The organism is Streptomyces sp. NH27 (assembly GCF_056859195.1).
The window spans coordinates 1-22,112 of sequence record NZ_JACEGK010000006.1 but is presented as its reverse complement, the minus strand read 5'-3'; the positions used below and the strand labels follow the sequence as shown (position 1 = coordinate 22,112).

The window sequence follows — 22,112 nt, the reverse complement described above, 5'->3', positions numbered from 1 at the left end:
CCTCCCCTTCTGCGGGGAAGCGGCCGTCCTGTCGCTGCGCAGACTCAGAGTTCTCCGGCTATGACGCCTGCGCGGAACGCTGCCCACTCGTCGGCGGTGTAGCGCAGGGCCGCGGCTTCGGGTCGTTTGGAGTCCCGTACGGCCTTCCCGCCGTCGGGCAGGTCCGCGACCTCGACGCAGTTGCCCTCGGCGCCGCTGGCGGATGCCTTGCGCCAGACAGACGTGGAGAGATCTTGGGCGTACAGGTCTGCCTTCGGGTCGTTCACTGTCTGTGGCCTTCTTCCAGTCGAGCGATACGTGCGCGGGTGTCCTCTACCGACAGCGCTGTGGCACGGATGCGCTCGAACGCCTTGGCGAAGGGAGCTGTGCCATCGCCCTCAACGTACGTTGAACCACTCATGTTTTCCAGCACGAGCACGTCCGGTACCGGACCGGGGAATGTGACCAGGCTGAAGCCGCCCATCATGCCCGGGTGGGCGGTCGAATCCAGAGGCATCAACTGGATCGTCACATTGGGCATTTCGGACACATCGATCATGCGCCGGAGTTGCTCGCGCATCGTGGCCGGCCTGACGGCAAATCGCTGATGAAGTGCGGCCTCGTGGACAATCGCCCACAACTCCAGTGGCGAGCCCAGTCTGGTGAGGACGGACTGTCGTGCGAGTCGGACCTCGGCGAGGGCGGCAACTTCTTCCGGCGTCCTGAAGGTAGTGATGCCCGCGATGACCTCCCGCGCGTACGCGGCGGTCTGGAGAAGGCCGGGCAGCAGCAACGGAGCCCAGTCGCAAACCTGCTCGGCGTCCGACTCAAGAGAGATGTAGTCCGCGTACGACGGCGTCACCACGCCGCTGTACGTCTGCCACCAACCCTTCTTTCTGGCGTCCTTCGCCAGACTTTCGAGGGCGGTGCGCACGGACGCATCGCTGACCTTGTACACGCTGAGCAAGGCGGCGACATCGCCGGGTCGGATGTACTGCGTGGCGTTCTCGATCTTCGACATCTTCGGGCTGTTCCAGCCCATGGCGGCAGCGGCGCCGTCGAGGGTCATCCCTGCGTCGTTGCGCAGCCGTCTCAGCGCGGCCCCAAGGCGCCGTCGCCGCACGGTCGGAGTCACGGGGGAGTTGGGCATGAAGACAGCTTGCACCACGAACCGGGCTGCTATGGAGAGTTTCTGAGGAGCTAACACTTCCAAAGGTAGAAAGGTTGCGATTTTCGTGGGAGTCCGGCATGCTCATGGAGGAGTCACTCAAGGTAAATGTGCGAGTTCATGGCGTCACCGAAACTGACCGACCCAGCGGCCCCGGCCGCAGGCTGGAGGAACCGTGCACCTCATTACCGGTGAGCAGGGGCGACCCGCGCCGCGGGCCGCCGAGCCAGCCGCCACAGCCACCCCCGAACTCCCGCTGATGCCCGGCTTCTTCGCCCGAGAACGTCCCCAAGGCGTCGTCGTCCACATGCTCGGGTCGCCCGAGAACCTCTGCGCCGTACGGGCGTTGACGGCGGCGACGCTTGCCGCCCAGGGCGTCGCCACGTACACCGTGGAAGCGGCGCAACTGGTCGTGTCGGAACTGGTCGGCAACAGCATCAGGGCCTGCGGTCCGCACGTGCCGCTCGTGGTGGAGGTCTACACGCCGCCCTTCGGAGTGGCCGTGAACGTGCACGACCCTGACCCGCGCCACCTGCCGCGCCGCATGGGAGTGGCCCTGGACGACCCCGAGGCGGAGTCCGGCCGAGGGCTGGCGTTGCTCGACCTGCTGGCCCCCGCCTGGCACATCCGGCGTTCCCCGATCGGCAAGCAGGTCCGCTGCCTGCTGGCCCAGCCGGCGGGGTGAACCTTTCCGTACGGTGGCGCGCAGCGCATGGGGCAGGCCCGACGCCGAGCATGTCGTCGGGGGCGGGAAGCGGGCGTCCTGATCCAGGTCGAGCAGTTGGCACAGCGGCCGGCCGACGCCGCTGCCGTCAAGTACCTCGGGGATCCGCCGATCGAGGAGCCCGGGGTGTCCTGGCTTCTGGATCACGCCGAGGGCCGGAGCGCCGGCGGTTCACTCCTCTCGCGGGCCACCCGAGTCGAAAGGTGTCGCACGGGGCTCGGCCGTAGCGTGCGTGGTGATGGTGAGGCCGGAGAAGTCCCTGCCCTGGATGACCGGGCCGTACTGAGTGCCCCCGCTGATCTGGTTCGTCACCCTACTTCCACCCGTGCGCACCGACTCCGCCTGCTGCCGCCAACTCTCCAGGGCGAGGCCGAACTCCGCGTCGAGCGCAGCGCGCACGGCGAGGACCGTGCTCAGTCGCTGGGCTCGTTCCAACTCGTCGGGACTCTGGGCCAGCGCTGTGATTTCGGCCTCACCGGAACTCACTACGAGCGAATCATCGGCTTCACCGTGCCGGAACGGCCGGCGGATCAGCGCGCTCAGCGCCGTCCACGCCTGCCTGCCGGCCTCGCCACCGATGCCACCTGCCAGAGCAGCCAGCACGGCTGCCGAGATCGGGTCCATTCCCACTCTCCAGCGACTTGTCGGTTACCGCGCCCGCCCCTCTCGCGCCCTGGGCAACGCGCCTGCAGAGCATGCCCGGTTCAGTCCCGCGATATTGCACCTTGCGGACCTTCTCTGTCTGCTTCTTCGCCCTCACTGCCCGACGCCGGTCAAAGCCGACACATGCCGGGCACGGCTTCATTCGTCGACGGTGCCCAGGCGTTCCTGGACCCGGGCACGTAGAGCCGTGGCCCGTGGGTCGGTGAACGGCGCCAGCCCGTCCCGTGCCTTGGTCCAGTGCGCCCTGGCGGTCTGCGGGTCCTCGGGGGCGACGGCTGCCGCGAGCAGGTCCAGTTCCACGGCCTGCTGCCAGTCGTCGCCCAACTCGCGGTGTACGGCGGCTGCCCGGTGGTGGAAGGCAGTTGCTTCGCTCTCGCGCCCCATCGCGCTGTAGGTCTGCCCGGTGCCGCGCCATGCCAGCGCCTCCCGGCTGCGGTCGCCGAGCCGCTGATGCAGCATCCCGGACCGCTGGTAGGAGGCCAATGCGTCGCCGTACGCGCCTGCGGAGCGCTGCACGTCCCCGAGGGTCAGCAGCCAGAAACCCTCCCGGGCATGGTCCCGAAGCCCCAGAGCGATCTCCACCGCTTCGTCGATCGCCCGTCGGGCGTCGTCCAGTTCGCCCTGCTCTCGGTGTAGTTCTGCCGCGAGGCGCAGGGCGTTTCCTTCGCCGCGCCGGTTGCCCAGGGCGCGGTGGGCGGCCAGCGCCTGCTCCACCACCGAGGTGGCCTCGGGCAAGAGGCCCGCGCTCAGGCGGGTGCTCGCGATGTTGGACAGCACCGTGGCCGCCAAGTGGGCGCGGCCCAGGTCGCCGAAGATCGCCGCTGCCTCGCCGAAGTGCTCGTCGGCGGGACCGAGACGGCGGGTTCGGAGGTGGATGAGGCCGATGAGGTTGAGGGCGTATGCCTGGTCGGACCGGCTGCCGCACTCACGTGCGAGGACGACGGCCCTGCCCAGGCAACCCAGGCCGTCGCCGAAGCGGTTGAGTGTCCGGTAGGCCATGCCGAGGTTGATGTTCAGGCGGATCGACGCGGCGCGGTCACCGAGACGGGAAGCGGCCTCCAGCCCGAGGCGTCCCAGTTCCAGCCAGTCTCGTTCGCCCGACGATGGAGGCCGGCCGAACCACAGGAGGACGGCCAGTTGCCACGTCAGCTCATCGAGACCAGCCTGGGCGGCGGCGTGTACGAGAGGAAGGAAAATGCCCTGCTCGCGCTCGGACCAGTCCGCTGCGGCGTCGTAGTCGCGGAAGGCGAGCGGCTGCACACCGGGCTCTCGCTCGGGCAGCGGCACATGCTCCTCGGACGGGTAGAACCATGTCTGCGCCGCGTCGGCCGTGTGCATGTACCAGCTCAGGATGCGGCGCAGTGCCGCCTTTCGCTGCTCCTCCGGTTCTTGGGTGCGGGCCAGGTCGTTGGCGTAGGCGCGCAGCAGGTCGTGGAACTGGTAGCGGTCGGGTGCGGTCTGCTCCATCAGGTGGGAGCCGACCAGATCGTCCAGGAGCTGGCGGGTACGGCCGATGCTGAGGGCTCCCACGGCGCTTGCCGCAGCGAGACTGAATTCAGGGCCCGGATGGAGACCGAGGAGCCGGAAGAGCCTGGCCGCTTCGGAGGGGAGCGCCCGGTAGGACCATGCGAAGACGGTCCGGACGGCGTCCGCGTCGTCGTCGCTGCCCGTGCTGAGCGCTTCCCAGAGCGCGGATTCGTCGCGCAGGTCCGCGATCAGGTCGTCCAGACTCATGTGCGGGTGTCCGGCGGCGCGTTCGGCCGCGATGCGCAGAGCCAGCGGAAGGCAGGCACAAAGTCGGGCCAGTACGGTGAGTTTGTCCTCGTCGTCCTGAGGCCGGTAGCCCTTGGTGACGGTGCGCAGGAGAGCGACCGCCTCGCGCTCTGGGAGGGTGCCCAGGGCGATGCGGCGGGCTCCGTCGCGTACGGCGAGGCCGGTCAACCGGTTGCGGCTGGTGACCACGACCAGGCTGTTGCCGCCGCCGGGCAGCAGCGGACGTACTTGGCTGACGGTAGCGGCATTGTCCAGCAAAATGAGCAGGCGCCGATCGGCGACCAGTGAGCGATACAGTGCGGCGGCGTCATCGAGACCCTGGGGCACGTCGCCGGCCGGCACGCCGAGCGCGCGAAGAAAGCCGCGTAACGCCTGGAGGGCGCTGACCGGTTCGCCAGGGTCGTAACCGCGGAGGTTGACGAAGAGTTGGCCGTCCGGGAAGTCGTGCTTGACATGGTGAGCCCAGTGCAGTGCCAGTGAGGTCTTCCCCGCCCCGGCCGTACCGGCCACCACGTGCACGCCAACGAGCAGTTCGCCGCGCTGCGGACGGGTGAGCATTGCGTTCAGTTGCTGGAGTTCGTCCGTGCGATTGACGAACCCATGCACATCAGAGGGGAGTTGACGTGGCGTGGGACGTGTGCGGTCGGTAGCCGCGGACTCGTGGAAGTGGATGTCACCGGTGACGCTTCCGGCCTGGACGACATCACGGGACGACCCGGAGAGGTCGTTCTGCGAATCTCCGGGCCTTCCGTCGCGAGGGCCGGGTGTGCTGATCGCTCGGCTCCGTTCAGGCTGCGGGCGGCGGGGGTAGAGGGGCGACCACCCGGTCGAAGTAGGATTGGATGTCCTCGGCTGCGCCGTAGGCGTCACGTAGATAGTCGACCCAGTTCCGCACCGTTTCCGGGTCGGTGTAACGGACAGCGCCGTTGGGCCGTCCGGCCTCGGTGTACAGGACGCGGTAGAGGACGTTGTTGTCCAGCAGGGTCAGTTCCGGGAGTAGCCCGGCGGTCTCGGACGCGGCCACAGCCGCAGTGGGCAGGACACGGATCCTGTGCCCGCACGCCGCACTCAGTCTCAGCGAGTGGAGCTCCCACTGAACGTACGGAGTCAACGGCTCTTCCACCACGCGCACACGGCGGACGGCGGACCCGCGCTGCTCGTCATCCGATGCGGCGTCACAAAGGGTGCGGCGGGTCTCCTCGATGAGACGTAGGGCCTCGTCCCAGTCCCCTCGGCGAAGTGCGTCGCGGCTTCCGTCGTTGACCTCCTCGAAATGCTGCAAGCGTTCGAGCTTCCAGGATTCGCCGTCGCGGATCGCGCTGTGGCGGGCCCAGAAGTCGGCCCGGTAGGCGTCGCGAACGAGTCGTTCGCCCAGCTCCTCCGGAAGCGTGGGCGCGCGAAGGTCAAGCATCAGGAATGTCCGCCTTTGCCGCACTGAGCATATTTCCGGGGATCACGACGAGTCGCTCGTCGGGTCCGAGTGTCACTCCCCGCGGTAGCCGTGAGCCGTAGTCGGCTGTCAGGTCGCGGCCGATCACCGCGATGTCGCCGTTGTCCAACTGCCAGATGTCGGGGCACTCGTCCGTGCCGTTGGAGTTCCCCAACTCCGCCGCCGCTCTGCCCAGTCGCCTGACGAATAGCGCCGACGGGTCGGCCTCCCATGAACGCGCCACGGCTGTCCCTTGCCTCACGATGTCACGGACGGTGCTCACTACGATACCGGTCGCGGCGCGCGTGCAGTAGTGCGGCATCCCGCCATTTCGCGACCACCCGGCGGCGGATCGGCCGACCCGGAGCCGGGGCCGGCTCGGTCGAAGCGGCCGGCATCGCCGAGCTTCCGGAATCGGGAGTTGGCGGCGGTCCGGCGCCGGGTGTCGTACCCCGGCGCTATTCTCTCGGTCACGTGGCGGCGACTTGTACCGCAGTGCCGGAAGTAGGTCCCGCCAATCCTCGGAAGGCCGGAAGGAAACCGTGCGGACTCAGTTCCAGGTACGAGCCGCAGCCGTACACGCAGCTGTTGGCGTCCTCTCCGCTCACCAGCCCGACGGGCTGCCGTGGCGGGAGCTGTGGCCGCGCGTGCTGGCCGTGAACCCTTCGTTGGAGGATGACTGGCGCGCCGCCGCACCTGATGCGACGAGTGGCCTGGACACGAACCTGAGCCACAGCGGAACGAATCTCGTCAAGGCCGGCTGGCTGCGCCGGACGGGGCGACAGTGGCGGCTGACCGGGCTCGGCATGCAGGCGCTCGCGGAATATCCGGATCAGGAGGACTTCTTCGCCGAGGCCATCAATCGCTACCTGGCATGGCGCCGGGACCGCCCAGGATTCGATGCGGCAGCCGGTTTACTGTCCGAACTGCCCGACGGGCGTTGGGTCCGCATCAGCGAACTCGCCGCGGAGTACGAGCTCGATGCCGATGCACTGGCCGCCTGCCTCCAAGGCACTCGGCCCAACGGCTGGCACCTGGCACTGGGGCACATGGGCGACGTGTGGCCCGAGCTTCCGCTGCTGACTGAGGAACGCGACAAGTGGCGCGAGCTGCTCGAACGCGACGAGCTCTACGACGAGGAGCACTCCAGCGCCGATGTCGTGCGCGCCAGACCCGAGGCAAGGCTGGCCGCGCAGGAGATCACCGCCCTCGTCCTGGGGGAGTCCTCCGAGGTGGGGACGGTACCCGAGCAGCCGCGCAGAGTATGGATCGTGCGGGGCACGGACGATGCAGGCGCCAACCTGATCCGCACCCTGTGGCGGGACGAGGGCGTGGTGACCCTGCCCGCCGACCGGCTGCCCGTGATCGGTGAGGGCGCCGGACGCGAGCGGGTCCGTACGGTCGTCGACCAGGCGTACTCCAGTGCGCCCCCTGCGAGGCGGGAGCGGCTCACCAGCGAGCTGCACACATTCCTGTCGCGAATCAGCGAACGCGACATCGTGGTGTGCACCGATGGCGCCAGGACATACATCGGGCAAGTCAGGGGCCCGGCCCGGTTCACCACCCCGGAGGGCGGCCGTGCCGTCGTGCAGCGGGCCGTCGCATGGCGAAACCTCGATGCGCCGTTGGACTTCTTCAAGGACCTTCCCGCAGGTATGTCGGGGCGCCTCGCCGACGCCGATGCCCGGCTGGTGGAGGCCAGCGAGTTCGCCGGGGACCTGGAGGCACTGATCGGGGAGGAGCCCGAGCAGGCCCCGTCGGCCGCGGTCGTCGCGCCCGAACTTCCTGACGCGACTACGGAACTGGCGCTGGAACTCACCATCCGGGAAGAGGACGAGGAGGGCAGGGAATGGCTCCAGGAATGCGTGGAGTTGCTCCGGGAGAAGCGGCAGATCATCTTCTACGGGCCGCCGGGGACGGGGAAGACCTACACCGCCCTCGCACTGGCCCGGCACCTGACGGGCGGTAACCCGACGAACACTCGGCTCGTCCAGTTCCACCCGGCGTATTCCTACGAGGACTTCTTCGAGGGATTCCGCCCCCGCGCGGTGGACCCGGCGCCCGGCAGGGCGGGGACTGGTTCGAAGGAGGCGCCGAGGACGGACACGGCGTCATCCGGCATCGTCTTCGACCTCGTCAAGGGGCCGCTGCGCAGGCTCGCCGACTCCGCGGACGAACGGCCGGCCGAGATCTTCGTCCTCGTCATCGATGAGATCAACCGGGGAAACCTCGCCAAGGTCTTCGGCGAGCTGTACTTCCTCCTTGAGTACCGCGACCAGTTCGTGCACCTGCTGTACGGCTCCGACGAGGGCCGCGGCTTCCGACTCCCGCCCAACCTCTACCTCATCGGCACGATGAACACGGTTGACCGCAGCGTGGCTCTCATGGATGGCGCCATGCGGCGCCGCTTCTCCTTCGTGGAACTGCACCCCGACACGCCGCCCACGGCCGGAATGCTCCGCTCGTGGCTTGCCGCCCACTCACTTCCCGATGAGACGGCCGAACTGCTCGACGAGCTCAACCGGCGGATCGGCGAGGGTCCTGATCGCGACCGCGACTTCCGTATCGGTCCGTCGTACTTCATGCGCTCCAGCATTCACAGTGGCCCGAAGGCGCTGGAGCGGTTGTGGCGCGCGGAGATCCTTCCGCTGCTGACCGAGTACCACTGGGGCGACGGCATCGATGTCCTAGGGCTGTACGGCCTGGGCGTGATCCGTGACCATCTCGGCGGGGATGTCGCGCCGTGATCGCAGGGCCCCCGGTCCGTCTGAAGGAGAACGGCGAGTGGACACAATGGCGTCTGACCCACGACCAGGCGCGGACGCTCAGCGACTCCGAACTGGTCGAACTCAGAGCTGGCGCCGGCGGCCAATGGAAACTGCGGACGCACAGCGCCAAGGGAGTGGTCGGAGCTGTCCGACTGGGGCGTGGGTCGGCGGCGGTCGAGCTGTCCATTGCGCCCAAGATTCCTGTCGACCGCCTCCTGTACCTGCTCGGGTATGCCCCCGATGAGGTGAGGTGGTCCGACGAGCCCGTTGACGCGGCGACGCGTCCGGACCTGTTGCCCGCTGTCGCCCAGGCATTCGTCAGATCCGCGGGCCGCGCCGTACGGCCGGGCGTTCTGCTCGGCTACCGGGAGGTCGAGGACACCCTCCCGCTGCTGCGGGGGCGGCTGCGTACAGCCGCGCAGCTCCGTCACAGACCCGGTCTGGTCCTTCCGCTCGAAGTGGCCTACGACGACCACACCGTTGACATCCCGGAGAACCGCATTCTGCTGGGCGCCGTACGCCGGCTGCTGCGTACGCCAGGAGTGGCTCCGGCGGCCCGTGCAGCACTGCACGGCCTGGCTGTGCGTCTCGACGGAGTCACCGCACCCGTAAGCGGAGCCCCACTGCCACGATGGAGTCCCACCCGGCTCAACGCGCGGTACGAACAGGCCCTCCGCCTGGCGGCCCTCGTCCTCAGCGGCGGCTCGTACGAACTCGATAACGGCCGCACCGTCAGCGTGGACGGCCTTCTTGTGACGATGTGGCGGGTCTACGAGACCTTCCTCGGGCAGGCGCTCGGCGAAGCGCTGCGGCTGCAGATCGGCGGCCGGGCGGAAACCAAGGACCTCTCGCATTTCCTGGACACCACGCGACGCCACCAGCTGAAGCCGGATCTGGTCCACTACCGGTCGGTGCCTGTCGTTGTCGCCGATGCCAAGTACAAGCCCGACCGGGACCGCGGTGACCTCTACCAGATGCTCGCCTACTGTCTCCGACTCGGCCTCTCCGACGGCCATCTCGTCTACGTGAGCGGTGCCGAGGACACGGTCCGTGTCCCGGTGGCGACGGGTGCCGTACGCCTGCACCGGCATGTCCTGGACCTCACTCTTCCGTACCGGGAATTGGAGGCCCGGGTGGGGACACTGGCTGAGACTATCCTCAGGGCGCGCCGCGATACGCAGCCGTGACGGCGCGCAGACAGCGAGGTGCCGAAGGGGCGTCGCCGTCCCGACACCGCTCGGTGGTCCGATCCGGACGACGCCCCGGCCCGGCGAAGCTGTTGAATCCGGAAGGTGTCCGCGATCGTGAGCTATCCGATGAATTCTGACGGATGACCAGATGTACGACCCGGAGGTGGCGTCCGGAATGCGGAATTGTGGAGAGCGGGCGTCGGGTGCGTGCAGGGTCCACCTCGGCTGCTTGAAGGGCTCTTCGGGCCGGTTCCCCCGCATTGTCGACATGGCCGGTCTCCCGTACGACGCGATATCCGCCGGCCGGATCCTGGTATTCCGGGGGGGCGCCCCCTTCTTCTCCCGGGCACAACTTGTTCGATTCGTGTGCCCCTCGCTAGAGTCGGCCGCCATGACCGTAGACACTTCGCTGATCCGTAGCAGTTTCAAGGTTGTTGAGCCGAACGGTTCACAGGTCGCTGCATATTTCTACGACCACTTGTTCACCCATCACCCCGACGTGCGCCCGCTGTTCGCCCCGCACATCGACGAGCAGCGCGACCGCCTGTGGGCCGCGCTGGGCGCCCTGGTCGCCAACATCGACAACACCGAGACGTTGACGGGCATGTTGCAGAACCTGGGGCGCCGCCACGTGGGTTACGGCGCGCTGGCCGAGCACTACCCGGCGGTGGGGGCCAGCCTGATAGCCACCTTGCGGCACTACGCGGGCGACGCGTGGACGCCCGCCGTCGAGGAGTCGTGGATCGCGGTCTACGGCGTGATCAGCGACACCATGGTCGCGGCCGGCGATGCGGCCGCCCGCTGACGGAGCCGTCAGTGGCTCGTCACGGCGAGCCACCGACCGGCCTGCAACTGTCCGGAGGTCACCCCTGATGTCAGCCGCCGGTGGGTGGTCGTGAGCGATTCCCAGGCGTTGAAAGACTCCTTCGCCCTGGTCGGCAAGTCCGGGGACGAGGTGCCGCGGTACTTCTACTCCTACCTGTTCCTCATCGCGCCGCAGGTCCGGCCGATGTTCCCGGTGTCCATGGGCAAGCAGCGCGACCGGCTCGTCGCGGCCCTGGGCAGGATCGTCGCGGACGTGGACGATCCGGAGCAGCTTGTTCCGTATGTGCAGCAACTGGGCCGCGACCACCGCAAATTCCAGGTGGTGGCGGAGCACTACGAAGCGGTGGGACAGGCGCTTCTGGCCACGCTCGGCTACTTCCTGGGCGAGGCGTGGACCCCGGACCTCCAGCGCGGCTGGACCGACGCCTACGGCCTGGTGGCCCGCACCATGTTCCAGGCCGCCGAGGCCGACGGCACGGTGAACCCGCCGTGGTGGAACGCCGAGGTGGTACGGCACGAGCAACGCGCCTTCGACCTCGCGGTCCTCACGCTGCGCCTGGAGCAGCCAATGGCCTACGCCGCCGGGCAGTCCGTGATGGTGGAGACCCCGATGCTGCCGAGCACCTGGCGGTCCTTCACCCCGGCCAACGCGGTGCGCGCCGACGGCACCGTCGAGTTGCACGTGCGCTCCGTCGACGGGGGCCTGGTCAGCCCGGCCCTGGTCTACTCGCTGCGGCAGGGCGACGTGCTGCGCCTGGGCGCGCCGGTCGGCAACAGGCTGGTGCTGCGGCGGTCCCAGGGCCGGGACCTGGTGCTGGTCGCCGGCGGTACCGGCCTGGCCCCGCTGCGCGCCCTGGTCGAGGAGATCGCCTGGTACGGCCCGCCGCGCCGGGTGGACCTGTTCTTCGGGGCGCGCAACACCCACGGTCTGTACGACCTGCCCGTGTTGCGTCAACTGTCCGGGGTCCACCCGTGGTTCCACGTCACACCGCTGGTCGGTGCGGACTTCGGCACCTTCGAGAACCGCAGCCTGGCCGGCCCCGTCCTGCGTGCGGCCACGTGGCACGGACGCTCCGTGTACGTCTGCGGCTCGCCGGCGATGGTCTCCGCGACAGTGCGCGATCTGGCGGCCGGAGGCATCCCCCACGACCTGCTGCACTACGAAGACGCTCGGTGATCGGAGACACGTGAACGAGACACGAGCACACCACCCGGAGGAGCGCCGGGTGACGCCCGAGACGCTGCGCTCGATGACGTTCCCCCGCGCCCCCCTGACCCGTCGCGGCTACAACGAGGAGGCGGTGCACGACGCGCTGCGCCGCTGCGCGGCCGAACTGACCGCGCTGGCGCAGGAGAACGACCGGCTGCGCACGGACATGCAGCGCCATCGGGACTGGATCCGGGCGAACAACATCGGCGACGGCAGCAGCCCCACCGGAGTGCCGACCGTGGACGCGGTCCTGCAGCAGGCCCGCGCCCAGCAGTCGGCCGAGCAGACCGTCGTCGCGGCCCGCGAGCAGGCCCGCACCATGGTGCGCGCCGCCCGGGTGCAGGCCGAGGCGGTCCTGCGGCAGATCCAGGAACAGGACGGCAAGTCGACCGGCAGCGACCAGGAGGAGACCGAGCGGCTCATCTCCTATCTGCGCCAGATCGCGCAGTCGCTGACCGTGACCGTGGACCAGTACGCCACGAAGCGCACCGCGCCCGACGTTCCGGCCGCCACCACCCCGCCCGGCGCCTGACCGGAGCGACCGCGACCTGCGGCGCTGGGACGTATCCGCAGGCCCCGGGCGCGCCGGGCACTGTAGGAACCCCACAGGGTCCTCGTGAGCAGGCTGTACGGGCCGATCCCCCGGAACGGGACCGGTACCGATAGTTTTCAGGCAGACAGCCACGACCATCGACGCAGGAAAAGAGTGATCCGTTGAGCCGCTCGGTTCTCGTCACCGGAGGAAACCGGGGCATCGGCCTCGCCATCGCCCGGGTCTTCGTCGACGCGGGCGACAAGGTCGCCATCACGTACCGCTCGGGTGAACCGCCGGCGGAGCTGGTCGAGTCGGGTGTGCTCGCCGTGCGCTGCGACATCACCGACAGCGAGCAGGTGGAGCAGGCGTACAAGGAGATCGAGGAGAAGCACGGCAACGTGGAGGTGCTGATCGCCAACGCGGGCATCACCCGTGACCAGCTCCTGATGCGGATGTCCGAGGAGGACTTCACCACGGTCCTGGACACCAACCTCACCGGCACCTTCCGCGTGGTCAAGCGCGCCAACCGCGGCATGCTGCGGGCCAAGAAGGGCCGGGTCGTGCTGATCTCGTCCGTGGTGGGTCTGCTGGGCAGCGCCGGACAGGCCAACTACGCCGCGTCCAAGGCCGGTCTGGTGGGCTTCGCCCGCTCGCTCGCGCGTGAACTGGGCTCGCGCAACCTCACTTTCAACGTCGTCGCCCCCGGGTTCATCGATACCGACATGACCCGGGCGCTCACCGACGAGCAGCGGACCGGGATCGTCGCCCAGGTGCCGCTCGGCCGGTACGGCCGGGTCGAGGAGATCGCCGCCACCGTGCGCTTCCTCACCTCGGACGACGCCTCGTACATCACTGGAGCCGTCATCCCGGTTGACGGCGGATTGGGCATGGGTCACTGATCACCATGAGCGGAATCCTCGAAGGCAAGCGCATCCTGATCACCGGCGTGCTGATGGAGTCGTCCATCGCCTTCCACGCCGCCAAGCTGGCTCAGGAGCAGGGCGCCGAGATCATCCTCACCGCGTTCCCCCGGCCCACCCTGACCGCCCGGATCGCCAAGAAGCTGCCGAAGCCGACGAAGGTCATCGAGCTGGACGTGACCAACAGCGAGCACCTGGCGGGCCTCGAAGAGGTCGTGCGCAAGGAACTGGGCGGGCTCGACGGGGTCGTGCACTCCATCGGCTTCGCGCCGCAGGACGCGCTCGGCGGCAACTTCCTCGACACGCCCTTCGAGTCGGTGTCCACCGCGATGCACGTCTCGGCGTTCTCCCTGAAGTCCCTCACCATGGCGCTGCTGCCCCTGATGACGGAGACCGACGGCCCGGACGCGGTGAGCGGCGGCTCGGTGGTCGGGCTGACCTTCGACGCGCAGTTCGCCTGGGGGCAGTACGACTGGATGGGCCCGGCCAAGGCCGCGCTCGAGTCGACCTCCCGCTACCTCGCCCGTTACCTCGGCGACCAGAACGTGCGCTGCAACCTGGTGTCGGCCGGCCCGCTCGCCTCCATGGCCGCCAAGTCGATCCCCGGCTTCGGCGACCTGGCCGCCACCTGGGACACGCGCTCCCCGCTGGCGTGGGACCTGTCCGACCCGGAGCCGGCCGGCCGCGGCATCGTGGCGCTGCTGTCGGACTGGTTCCCCAAGACGACCGGCGAGATCATCCACGTGGACGGCGGCCTGCACGCGGTCGGTTGATCCGGCCGGCCGTGGGCGCACCGCGCACCCGGCCCCTCGCGTACACGGCTTGTGTGCACGGCTTGTGTGAACGGCCTCCTTGCCCGTTGCGGGCAAGGAGGCCGTACTCATGACCGGAGGGCGCCGAACCGGCAGGAGAACGCGTGGTCGCGGGCCTCGGCGGCGGCGCCGTCGGCGTCGCGGGCGCGGATGGTGGCCAGCAGCCGGGCGTGATCGACGTGGTCCTCGGGGCGCAGTTCGGTGCCGACGTCGGCGCGCAGGAAGTCGCGCAGCACCTCGCCGAGGTCCGCGTACAGCGCGGTGATGACGTCGTTGTGCGAGGCGGCCACCACCGCGAGGTGCCAGGTGGCGTCGGCCTGCACGAAGTCCTCGGCCTCGCCGGCGTCCCAGGCCCGCTCGCGCCGTTCCATCAGCGTGTCGAGCTTCCGCAGGTCCGCGTCGTCACGGCGCTCGGCAGCCAGCCCGGCCGCGGTGGCCTCCAGGGAACTGCGCAGCTCGGCGACGTGCAGCGGATCGGCGTCGGCGAAGCGGTGGTGCATCACCCCGGCGAGTTCGCTGGTCGCGACGACGTAGGTGCCCGAGCCCTGGCGGATGTCCAGCAGCCCGTTGTGCGCCAGGGCTCGGACCGCCTCGCGGACGGTGTTGCGGGCCACACCGAGCAGTGCGACCAGCTCGGGTTCGGTGGGGATACGCGAGCCGACCGGCCAGTTCCCTGCGGCGATCTCCGCGCGCAGCCGCGTGATGACCTGGTCGGCGAGAGGCGCTGGACGAGATACGGGTCCGAGATTCATCCCATCATTCTATGATGGGTCCATGCACGATGACGAATCTCTGGCCCTCGACCCCGCCGCCGCCGCATCGGAGCGCGCCGCGGGCCCGGCAGACGCCGCCCGCGCACCCGACCCCGCGGTCCGTCCGAACCTGCCCGTCCCCTGGGTGCGCCGCCTCGTCGTCGTCGCCCTGATCCTCGCCGCGGTCAACCTGCGCCCCGCCGTCACCAGCCTCGGCGCGCTGTTCAAGGAGGTCCGCGACGGCCTCGGCATGAGCGGCACCATGGCCGGGCTGCTCACCTCGGTGCCCGCCGCGTGCTTCGCGCTGTTCGGCTTCGCCGCACCGCGGCTGGCCCGCCGCTTCGGGCCCGGCGCGGTGGTCTGCGCCGGGATGGCCGCCATCGCCGGCGGTCTGCTGCTGCGCACGCTGGCCGGCAACACCCCGGTCTTCCTGGTCACCAGCGCGCTCGCGCTGGCCGGGATCGCGGTCGCCAACGTGCTGATGCCGGTCATGGTCAAGCGCTACTTCCCCGACCGGGTCGGCACCGTCACCGGCGTCTACTCGATGGCGCTGTCGCTGGGCACCTCCGTGGCCGCGGCCGTCACCGTGCCGCTCACCAACGCGATGGGCGGCAGCTGGCGGCTGGGCCTGGGCGTGTGGGCCGTGCTCGCCCTGGTGGCGTTCGTGCCGTGGCTGTCGCTGATACGGGACCGGTCGGGACAGCGGCCGGCGCCCCGGACCCGGACCGTACGAAGCCGGGCCGCCGCCACCGAAGCCGCCACCGGAGCCTCCGCCCCCACCGATGCCTCCGCCACCGCGCCCGCGCCCGTGCACGGCGAGCACGGCCGGATCGGCCGCAGCCGTACCGCCCGGATGCTCGCCTGCTACTTCGGGCTCCAGAGCACCGCCGCCTACGTGACCATGGGCTGGATGCCGCAGATCTTCCGGGACGCCGGACTGTCCGCGGACAAGGCGGGCCTGCTGCTGGCCGTCACCATGGCGCTGGGGGTGCCGCTGTCGTTCGTGCTGCCGCCGCTCGCCGCCCGGATGCGGTCGCAGGGTCCGATCGTCGTGACGCTCGCGATGTTCCAACTCGCCGGGTTCGCCGGGCTGTGGGCCGCGCCCGCCGCGGCGCCCTGGCTGTGGGCGCTGCTGCTCGGCTTCGCCAACTGCGCCTTCCCGCTGGTGCTCACGATGATCGGGATGCGCGCGCGGTCCGGCCCCGGCGTCGTACGGCTGTCGGCCTTCGCGCAGAGCACCGGCTACCTGATCTCCATCCCCGGACCGATCCTGGTCGGCACGCTCAACGAGGTCAGCGGCGGTTGGGGACTGCCGATGGCACTGATGCTCGCACTGGTGGTGCCCCAGGCACTGTGCGGCGTGCTGGCCGGGCGCAACCGCCAGATCGAGGACGAACTATGACCCCGGTGCGGGCCACCCGGGAAGCGATGCCAGACTGAACGTCATGCCCGTACTCGAACCGAATCCCCCGCAGCCGCAACGGCGGTTGCTGATCATTTTCGGCCTCATGATGGGTGTCCCCGCGATCGTCGCGGTGGTCGCCATCATCGCGGCCCGCATGGGTTAGACCGGCTCGGGCCCGGACCCCGACCGCCCGGACCCGGACCGCCCTGCGACGTTCCGGCGAAGACGTCGGCGACGTTCCGGCCGTGACCCCGGTCGCGACCCTGAGTGGGGGGTGGGGAGAACCCCACCTTCCCTAGGGGGTCAGGGTCAGGGTCAAGTGGGTGGACGACCGGATGGGCCGCCGCGCCCCGCCGCCGTAGCGTCGAACTGCACCTGGAAGAAGAGCAATCCGGCAGTTCGACGGTCCCAGCACGGAGGCGGTCACCGTGACCACGCAGTCCCCGCACCTGTACGAGCGGCAGCCCCGGTCCGCCGCCGCGCCCCGTGCCGACCGCGACTCGGGCAAGGCGTCGACCGCGCAGACCAGAGTGCCGTGGTGGGCGGTGGCGCTGCCCGTGATGGCGTTCGCCGTGCTGCTGGCGCTGCTCAGCGGCGGGACCGCGGACGCCTCGACGGCAGCGTCGGACGGCGACCTGTTCGGACGGCTCACGGCAGTCCTCAGCGCGCTGCTGCACCACCTGATCTGAGCGCCGGCCGATCCCGCGCCGATCCCGCGCCGACCCGGTGCGCGTCCGGCCGGGTCTGGACCGTTACCGGCCGTTACCGCCGGGGTGCGCGACTTCCGCGGGGCGGCGGAAGCCCGCCGACCCCGGGAGATCGGCCAGCCCGCGCCTGTCGGCCGGAATTCTGGAAAGCTGAAGAGTATGACCGCCGATTCGACCCGCACCATCGTCCTGCTCAGGCACGCCAAGGCCGACTGGCCGTCCGTGCCGGATCACGAGCGCCCGCTGGCCGACCGCGGCCGACTGGACGCGCCCGCGGCCGGCCGCCGCTTCACCGACGACGGCATCACCCTGGACCTTGCCCTGTGCTCCACCGCCACCCGTACTCGCGAGACGTGGAAACTCGTCGCGCACGAGATGCCGCACCGCCCCAAGACCGTCTACGAGGAGCGGCTCTACGATGCGAGCCTCGGCGACCTGCTGGCCCTGATCGGCGAGACGCCCGACAGCGTCGACTCGCTGCTGCTGGTCGGCCACAACCCGGGCATGCACGCCCTCGCCGAGGCGCTGGCCGGCTCGGCGGAAGGCGACGCGCTGTCCCGGATGCACCGCGGCGGTTTCCCCACCGCGGCCTTCGCCGTCCTCACCCTCACCGGGCCGTGGAAGTCCGCCGAGCACGGCGCGGCCCGGCTCACCGGCTTCTGGGCGCCGCACGAGGGCTAGTGCCCCTCCCGGCAAGGTTTGCCCCGCTCGCCGCCCTGGCACGCGCGTCCTCCCCCTACCTTCGGTGGGTGGGGGCACCCCCGGCGAAGCCAGGGGGAGTGCCCCCAGCGTTGGCGGAAAGCCCGAGTAGGCCCACTACGAGGGCTTCCGGCCGCCTTGCGGCCTGGGGGCACCCCCACGCCGAAGGCCATGGGGGAGCACCAGGACACCTCGCTACCGGGCAAACCTTGCCGGTCACGGCACTAGCGGACAGCGGTACACGGCTGCGCCCAGGGGCAGCGGGTGGCGCGCGGGCGGCCGGCTCACGCGCCCTACTCGCCCCGCGTCAGTCGGTGACGGTGCCGTCCATAGCGTCGGCCGCCTCGATCTCCTCGCGGGTGATCCCCAGCAGGTACAGCACGGCGTCGAGGAAGGGGACGCTCACCGCGGTGTCGGCTGCCTTCCGCACCAGCGGCTTCGCGTTGAAGGCCACGCCCAGGCCCGCCGTGTTGAGCATGTCCAGGTCGTTGGCGCCGTCGCCGATCGCCACCGTCTGGCTCAGTGGCACCCCCGCGAGCTGTGCGAAGGACCGCAGCAGCCGCGCCTTGCCGGCCCGGTCCACGATCGGCCCGGTCACCTTGCCGGTCAGCCGCCCGTCGACGATCTCCAGGGTGTTGGCGGCTGCGAAGTCCAGCCCCAGCCGCTCCTTGAGGTCGTCGGTCACCTGGGTGAAGCCGCCCGAGACCACGCCGACCTGGTAGCCGAGCCGCTTGAGCGTGCGCACCAGGGTGCGGGCGCCGGGGGTCAGCCGCACCTCGGCGCGCACCTTGTCCACCACGGACGCGTCGAGACCGGCCAGCAGCGCCACCCGCGCGTGCAGCGACTGCTCGAAGTCCAGCTCGCCGCGCATCGCCGCCGCCGTCACCTCGGCGACCTGCTCCTCGCACCTGGCGTGCGCGGCGAACAGTTCGATCACCTCGTCCTGGATGACGGTGGAGTCCACGTCCATGACCACCAGTCGCTGTGCCCGGCGCTGGAGCCCCGACGGCACCACCGCCACGTCCACCCCGCGCGCGGCGGACTCCAGGGCCAGGGCGGAGCGCAGCGCGGTGTGCTCGGCGCCGGACACCGCGAACTCCACCGCGGTCACCGGGTACTTCGCGAGCCGGAAGATGCGGTCGATGTTGCCGCCGGCGCCCGTGATCAGAGCCGCTATGGCCGCGATGGACTCCGGTGCGAGCGGCCGGCCGAGCACCGTGACATGGGAACGGCCCGCGCCGCGCGGACTGTTGTCGCCGGTCCCGGAGATGATCTCGGCCTGCATCTTCATCGACTCGGCCCAGCCGTGCACGGTGACCCGCAGGTCGCTCTCCGCGCCACGGGCGGTGGGGACGGTGACCAGCGCGCACAGCACGATCCGGCCGCGGGTCACCACCTGCTCGATGTCCACCACGGCCACGTCGTAGCCGGCCAGCGTGTCGAAGAGCCCGGCGGTGAGCCCGGGCCGGTCCTTGCCGAAGATCTTGACCAGGAGGGTCGGCGCGTCGGCCGCGGGAAGCACGGGGACGATCTCGTTCGCGGCGGCTGCCGGTGGGGTCTGCGGGGCGTCGTTCATGGTGGTCCCACCGTATCCGCCGTCCGCCTGCCGGGCACCAGCAGTCCCGGCTGGCGGACACTCGCGGCACCGGGGGAGCGCGGGCCGTCCGGCCGGGCGCGGGCCGCCCTGCCAGGGTGGTACTACTTATCCGGCACCCGCCGGACCCGCGTCGGTCCGAAGGCGCCGCGGTACGGAACCGGCGGTGCGCAAGGTGCGTCGTGGGGCGTGGAGGGTGGCTATCGGTGACCGATCCGAGCCTGAAATAGTTCCTCCCGATGTTCGCAATCCATAGACTGCCCCTCCATGGGGGACTTCGGGGGACAACAAATGGGGCATGGGGTGCCTGAACTCGTACTCGAACTCAACGGACAGACCTGGCCGCTGGACCCGTCCAGGTCCTACAGCCTCGGCCGTGACCCGCAAGGCGACCTCGTACTCGAAGACCCGAGGGTGTCCTGGCGGCACGCCACGATCCGCCGTGGTGAACGGGGCTGGCTGCTGGAGGACTTGGGCAGCACCAACGGGACCTTCGTGCAGGGTCGGCGGGTCCAGCACGCCGATGTCGGTCCGGGCGCCGCGGTCCACGTCGGCAACGCGACCGACGGGCCCCGGCTGGACTTCACCGCTCCGGCGGGCGCGGGTGCCGTAGCGAGCGCCGCGGGCGCGGCGGCCGCAGGGGCCGCCTCGGTCCAGGCCGCTCCGTCGGTCGCGCCGCCGCAGGCACCGCACCAGCCGCCCCAGCCGGCAGCCGCCTACCAGCAGGCCCCGCCGCAGGCGCGCCCGCAGCAACCGCCGCAGCAGCAGCCGCAGTACCAACCCCCGCAACAGCAGCCGCAGATGTACGCCGGGCAGCCGCAGGGTGTCCCGCAGCAGGAGCAGCAGGGCCCCGGGGGTTGGGGCGCGCCGCCCCCGCAGGTCCCGCCGCAGCAGCAGGGCTGGGGACAGCAGCCACAGCAGCCGCAGCCCGCCGCGCAGATACGTCAGGCCCAGCCACAGCAGCCGCCGCAGCACCAGCCACAGCCTCCGCAGCTGCCGCAGGACGGAGCGTCCGCCTACGGCGTGCGCAGCCCCACCACCTTCCACCAGCTCGCGCTGGGCCGGGTGATGAAGATCGGTCGTGCGCTGGAGAACGAACTGGTCGTCACCGACCTCCAGGTCTCCCGCTACCACGCGGAGTTCCGCGCGCACCCGGACGGCCGCTACGAGATCGTCGACCTGGGCAGCCACAACGGCACCTACGTCAACGGCCAGCCGATCCAGCGCCATCTGCTCGGCCCCAACGACATCGTCGGCGTGGGCCACTCCACCTTCCGGCTGGTCGGCGACCGGCTGGAGGAGTTCGTCGACACCGGCGACGTGTCCTTCTCCGCGCGCCGCCTGTCGGTCACGGTGCCGCACGGCAGGACCACGAAGACGATCCTGCGGGACGTCTCCTTCGGGGTGCCGGAGAAGTCGCTGATCGGCGTGATCGGCCCGTCCGGCTCCGGCAAGTCGACCCTGCTGCGCGCGCTGACCGGCTACCGGCCCGCCGACCAGGGCGAGGTGCTGTACGACAACCGCAACCTGTACAAGCACTTCGCGGAACTGCGCCAGCGCATCGGCCTGGTCCCGCAGGACGACATCCTGCACAAGGAGCTCCAGGTCAGGACCGCGCTGCGGTACGCCGCCAAGCTCCGCTTCCCCGGCGACACCGCGAGCGCGGAGCGCGAGGCGCGGATCGACGAGGTGCTGCGCGAGTTGAAGCTCGACATCCACGCGGACAAGAAGGTCACCTCGCTCTCCGGCGGCCAGCGCAAGCGCGTCTCGGTCGCCCTGGAGCTGCTGACCAAGCCGTCGCTGATCTTCCTGGACGAGCCGACCTCCGGCCTCGACCCGGGCATGGACCGCGACGTGATGAAGCTGCTGCGCGGCCTCGCCGACGACGGCCGCACCGTACTGGTCGTCACCCACTCGGTGGCGGAACTGGCGCTGTGCGACAAGCTGCTGGTCATGGCGCCGGGCGGCGCGGTGGCGTACTTCGGCCCGCCGGACGAGGCGCTGACCTTCTTCGGGTACGACAACTGGGCCGACGTCTTCTCCGCGTTCGAGAACTACCGCGACTACGACTGGTCCGGCCGCTGGCGCGGTTCGCAGCACTACCAGACGTACGCCGCCGAGCTGGACCAGTCGGCGCCGCAGGCCGCGCACTACATCCCGTACCAGGCGGCGCGGCCGCCCAAGCCGCAGGGTTGGGGCTCGCAACTGATCACGCTGGTGCGGCGCTACCTGTCGGTGATCGTCTCCGACCGGGGCTTCATCGGGCTGATGCTGATCCTGCCCGCGGTGCTCGGCGTGGTCAGCATCCTGATCCCCGCCGACTTCGGCCTCGGCCTCGGCAAGGCGCCGTACTTCCAGAACAAGGACGCGGGCACCATCCTGATGATCCTCGCGGTCGGCGCGTGCTTCGCGGGCGCGGCGAACTCGGTCCGCGAGCTGATCAAGGAACGGGTGATCTACGAGCGGGAACGCGCGGTCGGGCTGTCCCGGTCGGCGTACCTGATGTCCAAGGTCATCGTGCTCGGCCTGATCACCGCGCTCCAAGGTGCGATCATCTGCGGCATCGGCTTCGCGCCGCGCAAGATGCCCACCCAGGGTGTCATCCTGCACAGCCACCCGGGTGTGGAGATGACGCTGGTCATCATCATGTTCGGCTTCACCTCGATGATGGTCGGCCTGATCATCTCGGCGCTGGTGAAGACGGCGGAGAAGACCATGCCGTTGCTGGTCATGTTCGCCATCGTGCAGATCGTCTTCACCGGTGTGCTCTTCCAGCTCTACGGCAAGCCCGGCGTGGAGCAGTTGGCCTGGTTGATGCCGGCCCGCTGGGCGGTGGCCGGGGCGGGCGCCACGGCGAGCCTCAACACGCTGCTGCCATGGGATCCGACCCGCAGGACACACGACGCGCTGTGGCAGCACACCACGGCCGCCTGGACGTTGGACGTCGTGGTGCTGCTGG

Annotated in this window: 21 protein-coding genes; 13 read left to right on the top strand and 8 right to left on the bottom strand. The window is 70.1% G+C overall.

The window, feature by feature from the left end:
- Positions 1–44 precede the first annotated feature (44 nt).
- Together AC13HU_RS01475 and AC13HU_RS01470 are read right to left on the bottom strand one after the other, a co-directional pair.
- Entirely contained in the window at positions 45–266 is a 222-nt protein-coding gene (locus AC13HU_RS01475) for a DUF397 domain-containing protein (RefSeq protein ID WP_483039838.1), read from the bottom strand.
- Entirely contained in the window at positions 263–1,129 is an 867-nt protein-coding gene (locus tag AC13HU_RS01470; RefSeq protein WP_483039837.1) for a helix-turn-helix domain-containing protein, read from the bottom strand. Before AC13HU_RS01470 ends, AC13HU_RS01475 begins: the two co-directional genes overlap by 4 nt.
- A gap of 193 nt (positions 1,130–1,322) precedes the next feature.
- Between AC13HU_RS01470 and AC13HU_RS01465 the strand changes: the two genes are divergently transcribed.
- A complete protein-coding gene (locus AC13HU_RS01465) occupies positions 1,323–1,832 on the top strand; it encodes an ATP-binding protein (protein ID WP_483039836.1) in 510 nt (169 codons plus the stop codon).
- Positions 1,833–2,042: 210 nt separating this feature from the next.
- Here AC13HU_RS01465 and AC13HU_RS01460 read toward each other — a convergent pair whose 3' ends face one another.
- The 4 genes from AC13HU_RS01460 to AC13HU_RS01445 form a co-directional block, all read right to left on the bottom strand.
- Complete coding sequence (locus tag AC13HU_RS01460; RefSeq protein ID WP_483039835.1) at positions 2,043–2,495, bottom strand: hypothetical protein; 453 nt, start codon at positions 2,493–2,495, stop codon at positions 2,043–2,045.
- 177 nt (positions 2,496–2,672) lie between these two features.
- Complete coding sequence (locus AC13HU_RS01455) at positions 2,673–4,865, bottom strand: ATP-binding protein (protein ID WP_483039834.1); 2,193 nt, start codon at positions 4,863–4,865, stop codon at positions 2,673–2,675.
- A 229-nt stretch (positions 4,866–5,094) separates the two neighbouring features.
- Complete coding sequence (locus tag AC13HU_RS01450; RefSeq protein WP_483039833.1) at positions 5,095–5,718, bottom strand: DUF6879 family protein; 624 nt, start codon at positions 5,716–5,718, stop codon at positions 5,095–5,097.
- Positions 5,711–5,980: a hypothetical protein gene (locus tag AC13HU_RS01445; RefSeq protein WP_483039832.1), complete on the bottom strand. Its 270-nt coding sequence runs from the start codon at positions 5,978–5,980 to the stop codon at positions 5,711–5,713. Before AC13HU_RS01445 ends, AC13HU_RS01450 begins: the two co-directional genes overlap by 8 nt.
- A 298-nt stretch (positions 5,981–6,278) precedes the next feature.
- Here AC13HU_RS01445 and AC13HU_RS01440 point away from each other — a divergent pair, with 298 nt between their 5' ends.
- The 7 genes from AC13HU_RS01440 to fabI all read left to right on the top strand — a co-directional run bounded on the left by AC13HU_RS01440 (position 6,279) and on the right by fabI (position 13,957).
- Positions 6,279–8,483, top strand: a complete 2,205-nt coding sequence (locus AC13HU_RS01440; protein ID WP_483039831.1) for an AAA family ATPase — start codon at positions 6,279–6,281, stop codon at positions 8,481–8,483.
- Positions 8,480–9,691: an McrC family protein gene (locus AC13HU_RS01435; protein WP_483039830.1), complete on the top strand. Its 1,212-nt coding sequence runs from the start codon at positions 8,480–8,482 to the stop codon at positions 9,689–9,691. Before AC13HU_RS01440 ends, AC13HU_RS01435 begins: the two co-directional genes overlap by 4 nt.
- Positions 9,692–10,085: 394 nt before the next feature.
- The gene (locus AC13HU_RS01430) at positions 10,086–10,499 is read left to right on the top strand and encodes a globin family protein (protein ID WP_483039829.1); all 414 of its coding nucleotides are present in this window, start codon (positions 10,086–10,088) and stop codon (positions 10,497–10,499) included.
- 90 nt (positions 10,500–10,589) lie between these two features.
- Positions 10,590–11,696: a globin domain-containing protein gene (locus tag AC13HU_RS01425; RefSeq protein WP_483039828.1), complete on the top strand. Its 1,107-nt coding sequence runs from the start codon at positions 10,590–10,592 to the stop codon at positions 11,694–11,696.
- A 10-nt stretch (positions 11,697–11,706) separates the two neighbouring features.
- Positions 11,707–12,261 (top strand): DivIVA domain-containing protein, encoded by a 555-nt coding sequence (locus AC13HU_RS01420; RefSeq protein ID WP_483039827.1) that lies wholly within the window; start codon positions 11,707–11,709, stop codon positions 12,259–12,261.
- Between the two features lie 182 nt (positions 12,262–12,443).
- Complete coding sequence (gene fabG, locus AC13HU_RS01415) at positions 12,444–13,163, top strand: 3-oxoacyl-[acyl-carrier-protein] reductase (RefSeq protein ID WP_483039826.1); 720 nt, start codon at positions 12,444–12,446, stop codon at positions 13,161–13,163.
- Positions 13,164–13,168: 5 nt separating this feature from the next.
- Positions 13,169–13,957 carry an enoyl-ACP reductase FabI gene (gene fabI / locus AC13HU_RS01410; RefSeq protein ID WP_483039825.1) on the top strand — a complete coding sequence of 263 codons (789 nt, stop codon included), beginning with the start codon at positions 13,169–13,171 and terminating at the stop codon, positions 13,955–13,957.
- A gap of 107 nt (positions 13,958–14,064) precedes the next feature.
- Here the strand turns inward: fabI and AC13HU_RS01405 are convergent, their stop codons facing one another.
- Positions 14,065–14,748, bottom strand: a complete 684-nt coding sequence (locus tag AC13HU_RS01405; RefSeq protein ID WP_483039824.1) for a FadR/GntR family transcriptional regulator — start codon at positions 14,746–14,748, stop codon at positions 14,065–14,067.
- A 22-nt stretch (positions 14,749–14,770) separates the two neighbouring features.
- Between AC13HU_RS01405 and AC13HU_RS01400 the strand changes: the two genes are divergently transcribed.
- The 4 genes from AC13HU_RS01400 (at position 14,771) to AC13HU_RS01385 (ending at position 17,541) form a co-directional block, all read left to right on the top strand.
- Positions 14,771–16,150 (top strand): CynX/NimT family MFS transporter, encoded by a 1,380-nt coding sequence (locus tag AC13HU_RS01400; RefSeq protein ID WP_483039823.1) that lies wholly within the window; start codon positions 14,771–14,773, stop codon positions 16,148–16,150.
- 43 nt (positions 16,151–16,193) lie between these two features.
- A complete protein-coding gene (locus AC13HU_RS01395) occupies positions 16,194–16,316 on the top strand; it encodes an SGM_5486 family transporter-associated protein (RefSeq protein WP_272933063.1) in 123 nt (40 codons plus the stop codon).
- A 265-nt stretch (positions 16,317–16,581) separates the two neighbouring features.
- The gene (locus tag AC13HU_RS01390; RefSeq protein ID WP_483039822.1) at positions 16,582–16,842 is read left to right on the top strand and encodes a hypothetical protein; all 261 of its coding nucleotides are present in this window, start codon (positions 16,582–16,584) and stop codon (positions 16,840–16,842) included.
- 177 nt (positions 16,843–17,019) lie between these two features.
- The gene (locus AC13HU_RS01385) at positions 17,020–17,541 is read left to right on the top strand and encodes a SixA phosphatase family protein (protein WP_483039821.1); all 522 of its coding nucleotides are present in this window, start codon (positions 17,020–17,022) and stop codon (positions 17,539–17,541) included.
- Between the two features lie 325 nt (positions 17,542–17,866).
- Here the strand turns inward: AC13HU_RS01385 and serB are convergent, their stop codons facing one another.
- Positions 17,867–19,135, bottom strand: coding sequence for a phosphoserine phosphatase SerB (gene serB, locus AC13HU_RS01380; RefSeq protein ID WP_483039820.1), 1,269 nt, complete (start codon positions 19,133–19,135; stop codon positions 17,867–17,869).
- 309 nt (positions 19,136–19,444) lie between these two features.
- Here serB and AC13HU_RS01375 point away from each other — a divergent pair.
- A partial coding sequence (locus tag AC13HU_RS01375) for an FHA domain-containing protein (protein WP_483039819.1) occupies positions 19,445–22,112 on the top strand: 2,668 nt, incomplete at its 3' end.

What these genes read in the sequence shown, in the direction of transcription:
- AC13HU_RS01470 (WP_483039837.1), bottom strand. Translation starts at nt 1,129, where the DNA reads ATGCCCAACTCCCCCGTGACTCCGACCGTGCGGCGACGGCGCCTTGGG.
- AC13HU_RS01460 (WP_483039835.1), bottom strand. Translation starts at nt 2,495, where the DNA reads ATGGACCCGATCTCGGCAGCCGTGCTGGCTGCTCTGGCAGGTGGCATC.
- AC13HU_RS01455 (WP_483039834.1), bottom strand. Translation starts at nt 4,865, where the DNA reads ATGCTCACCCGTCCGCAGCGCGGCGAACTGCTCGTTGGCGTGCACGTG.
- AC13HU_RS01450 (WP_483039833.1), bottom strand. Translation starts at nt 5,718, where the DNA reads ATGCTTGACCTTCGCGCGCCCACGCTTCCGGAGGAGCTGGGCGAACGA.
- AC13HU_RS01430 (WP_483039829.1), top strand. Translation starts at nt 10,086, where the DNA reads ATGACCGTAGACACTTCGCTGATCCGTAGCAGTTTCAAGGTTGTTGAG.
- fabI (WP_483039825.1), top strand. Translation starts at nt 13,169, where the DNA reads ATGAGCGGAATCCTCGAAGGCAAGCGCATCCTGATCACCGGCGTGCTG.
- AC13HU_RS01405 (WP_483039824.1), bottom strand. Translation starts at nt 14,748, where the DNA reads ATGAATCTCGGACCCGTATCTCGTCCAGCGCCTCTCGCCGACCAGGTC.
- AC13HU_RS01400 (WP_483039823.1), top strand. Translation starts at nt 14,771, where the DNA reads ATGCACGATGACGAATCTCTGGCCCTCGACCCCGCCGCCGCCGCATCG.
- AC13HU_RS01395 (WP_272933063.1), top strand. Translation starts at nt 16,194, where the DNA reads ATGCCCGTACTCGAACCGAATCCCCCGCAGCCGCAACGGCGGTTGCTG.
- AC13HU_RS01385 (WP_483039821.1), top strand. Translation starts at nt 17,020, where the DNA reads ATGACCGCCGATTCGACCCGCACCATCGTCCTGCTCAGGCACGCCAAG.
- serB (WP_483039820.1), bottom strand. Translation starts at nt 19,135, where the DNA reads ATGAACGACGCCCCGCAGACCCCACCGGCAGCCGCCGCGAACGAGATC.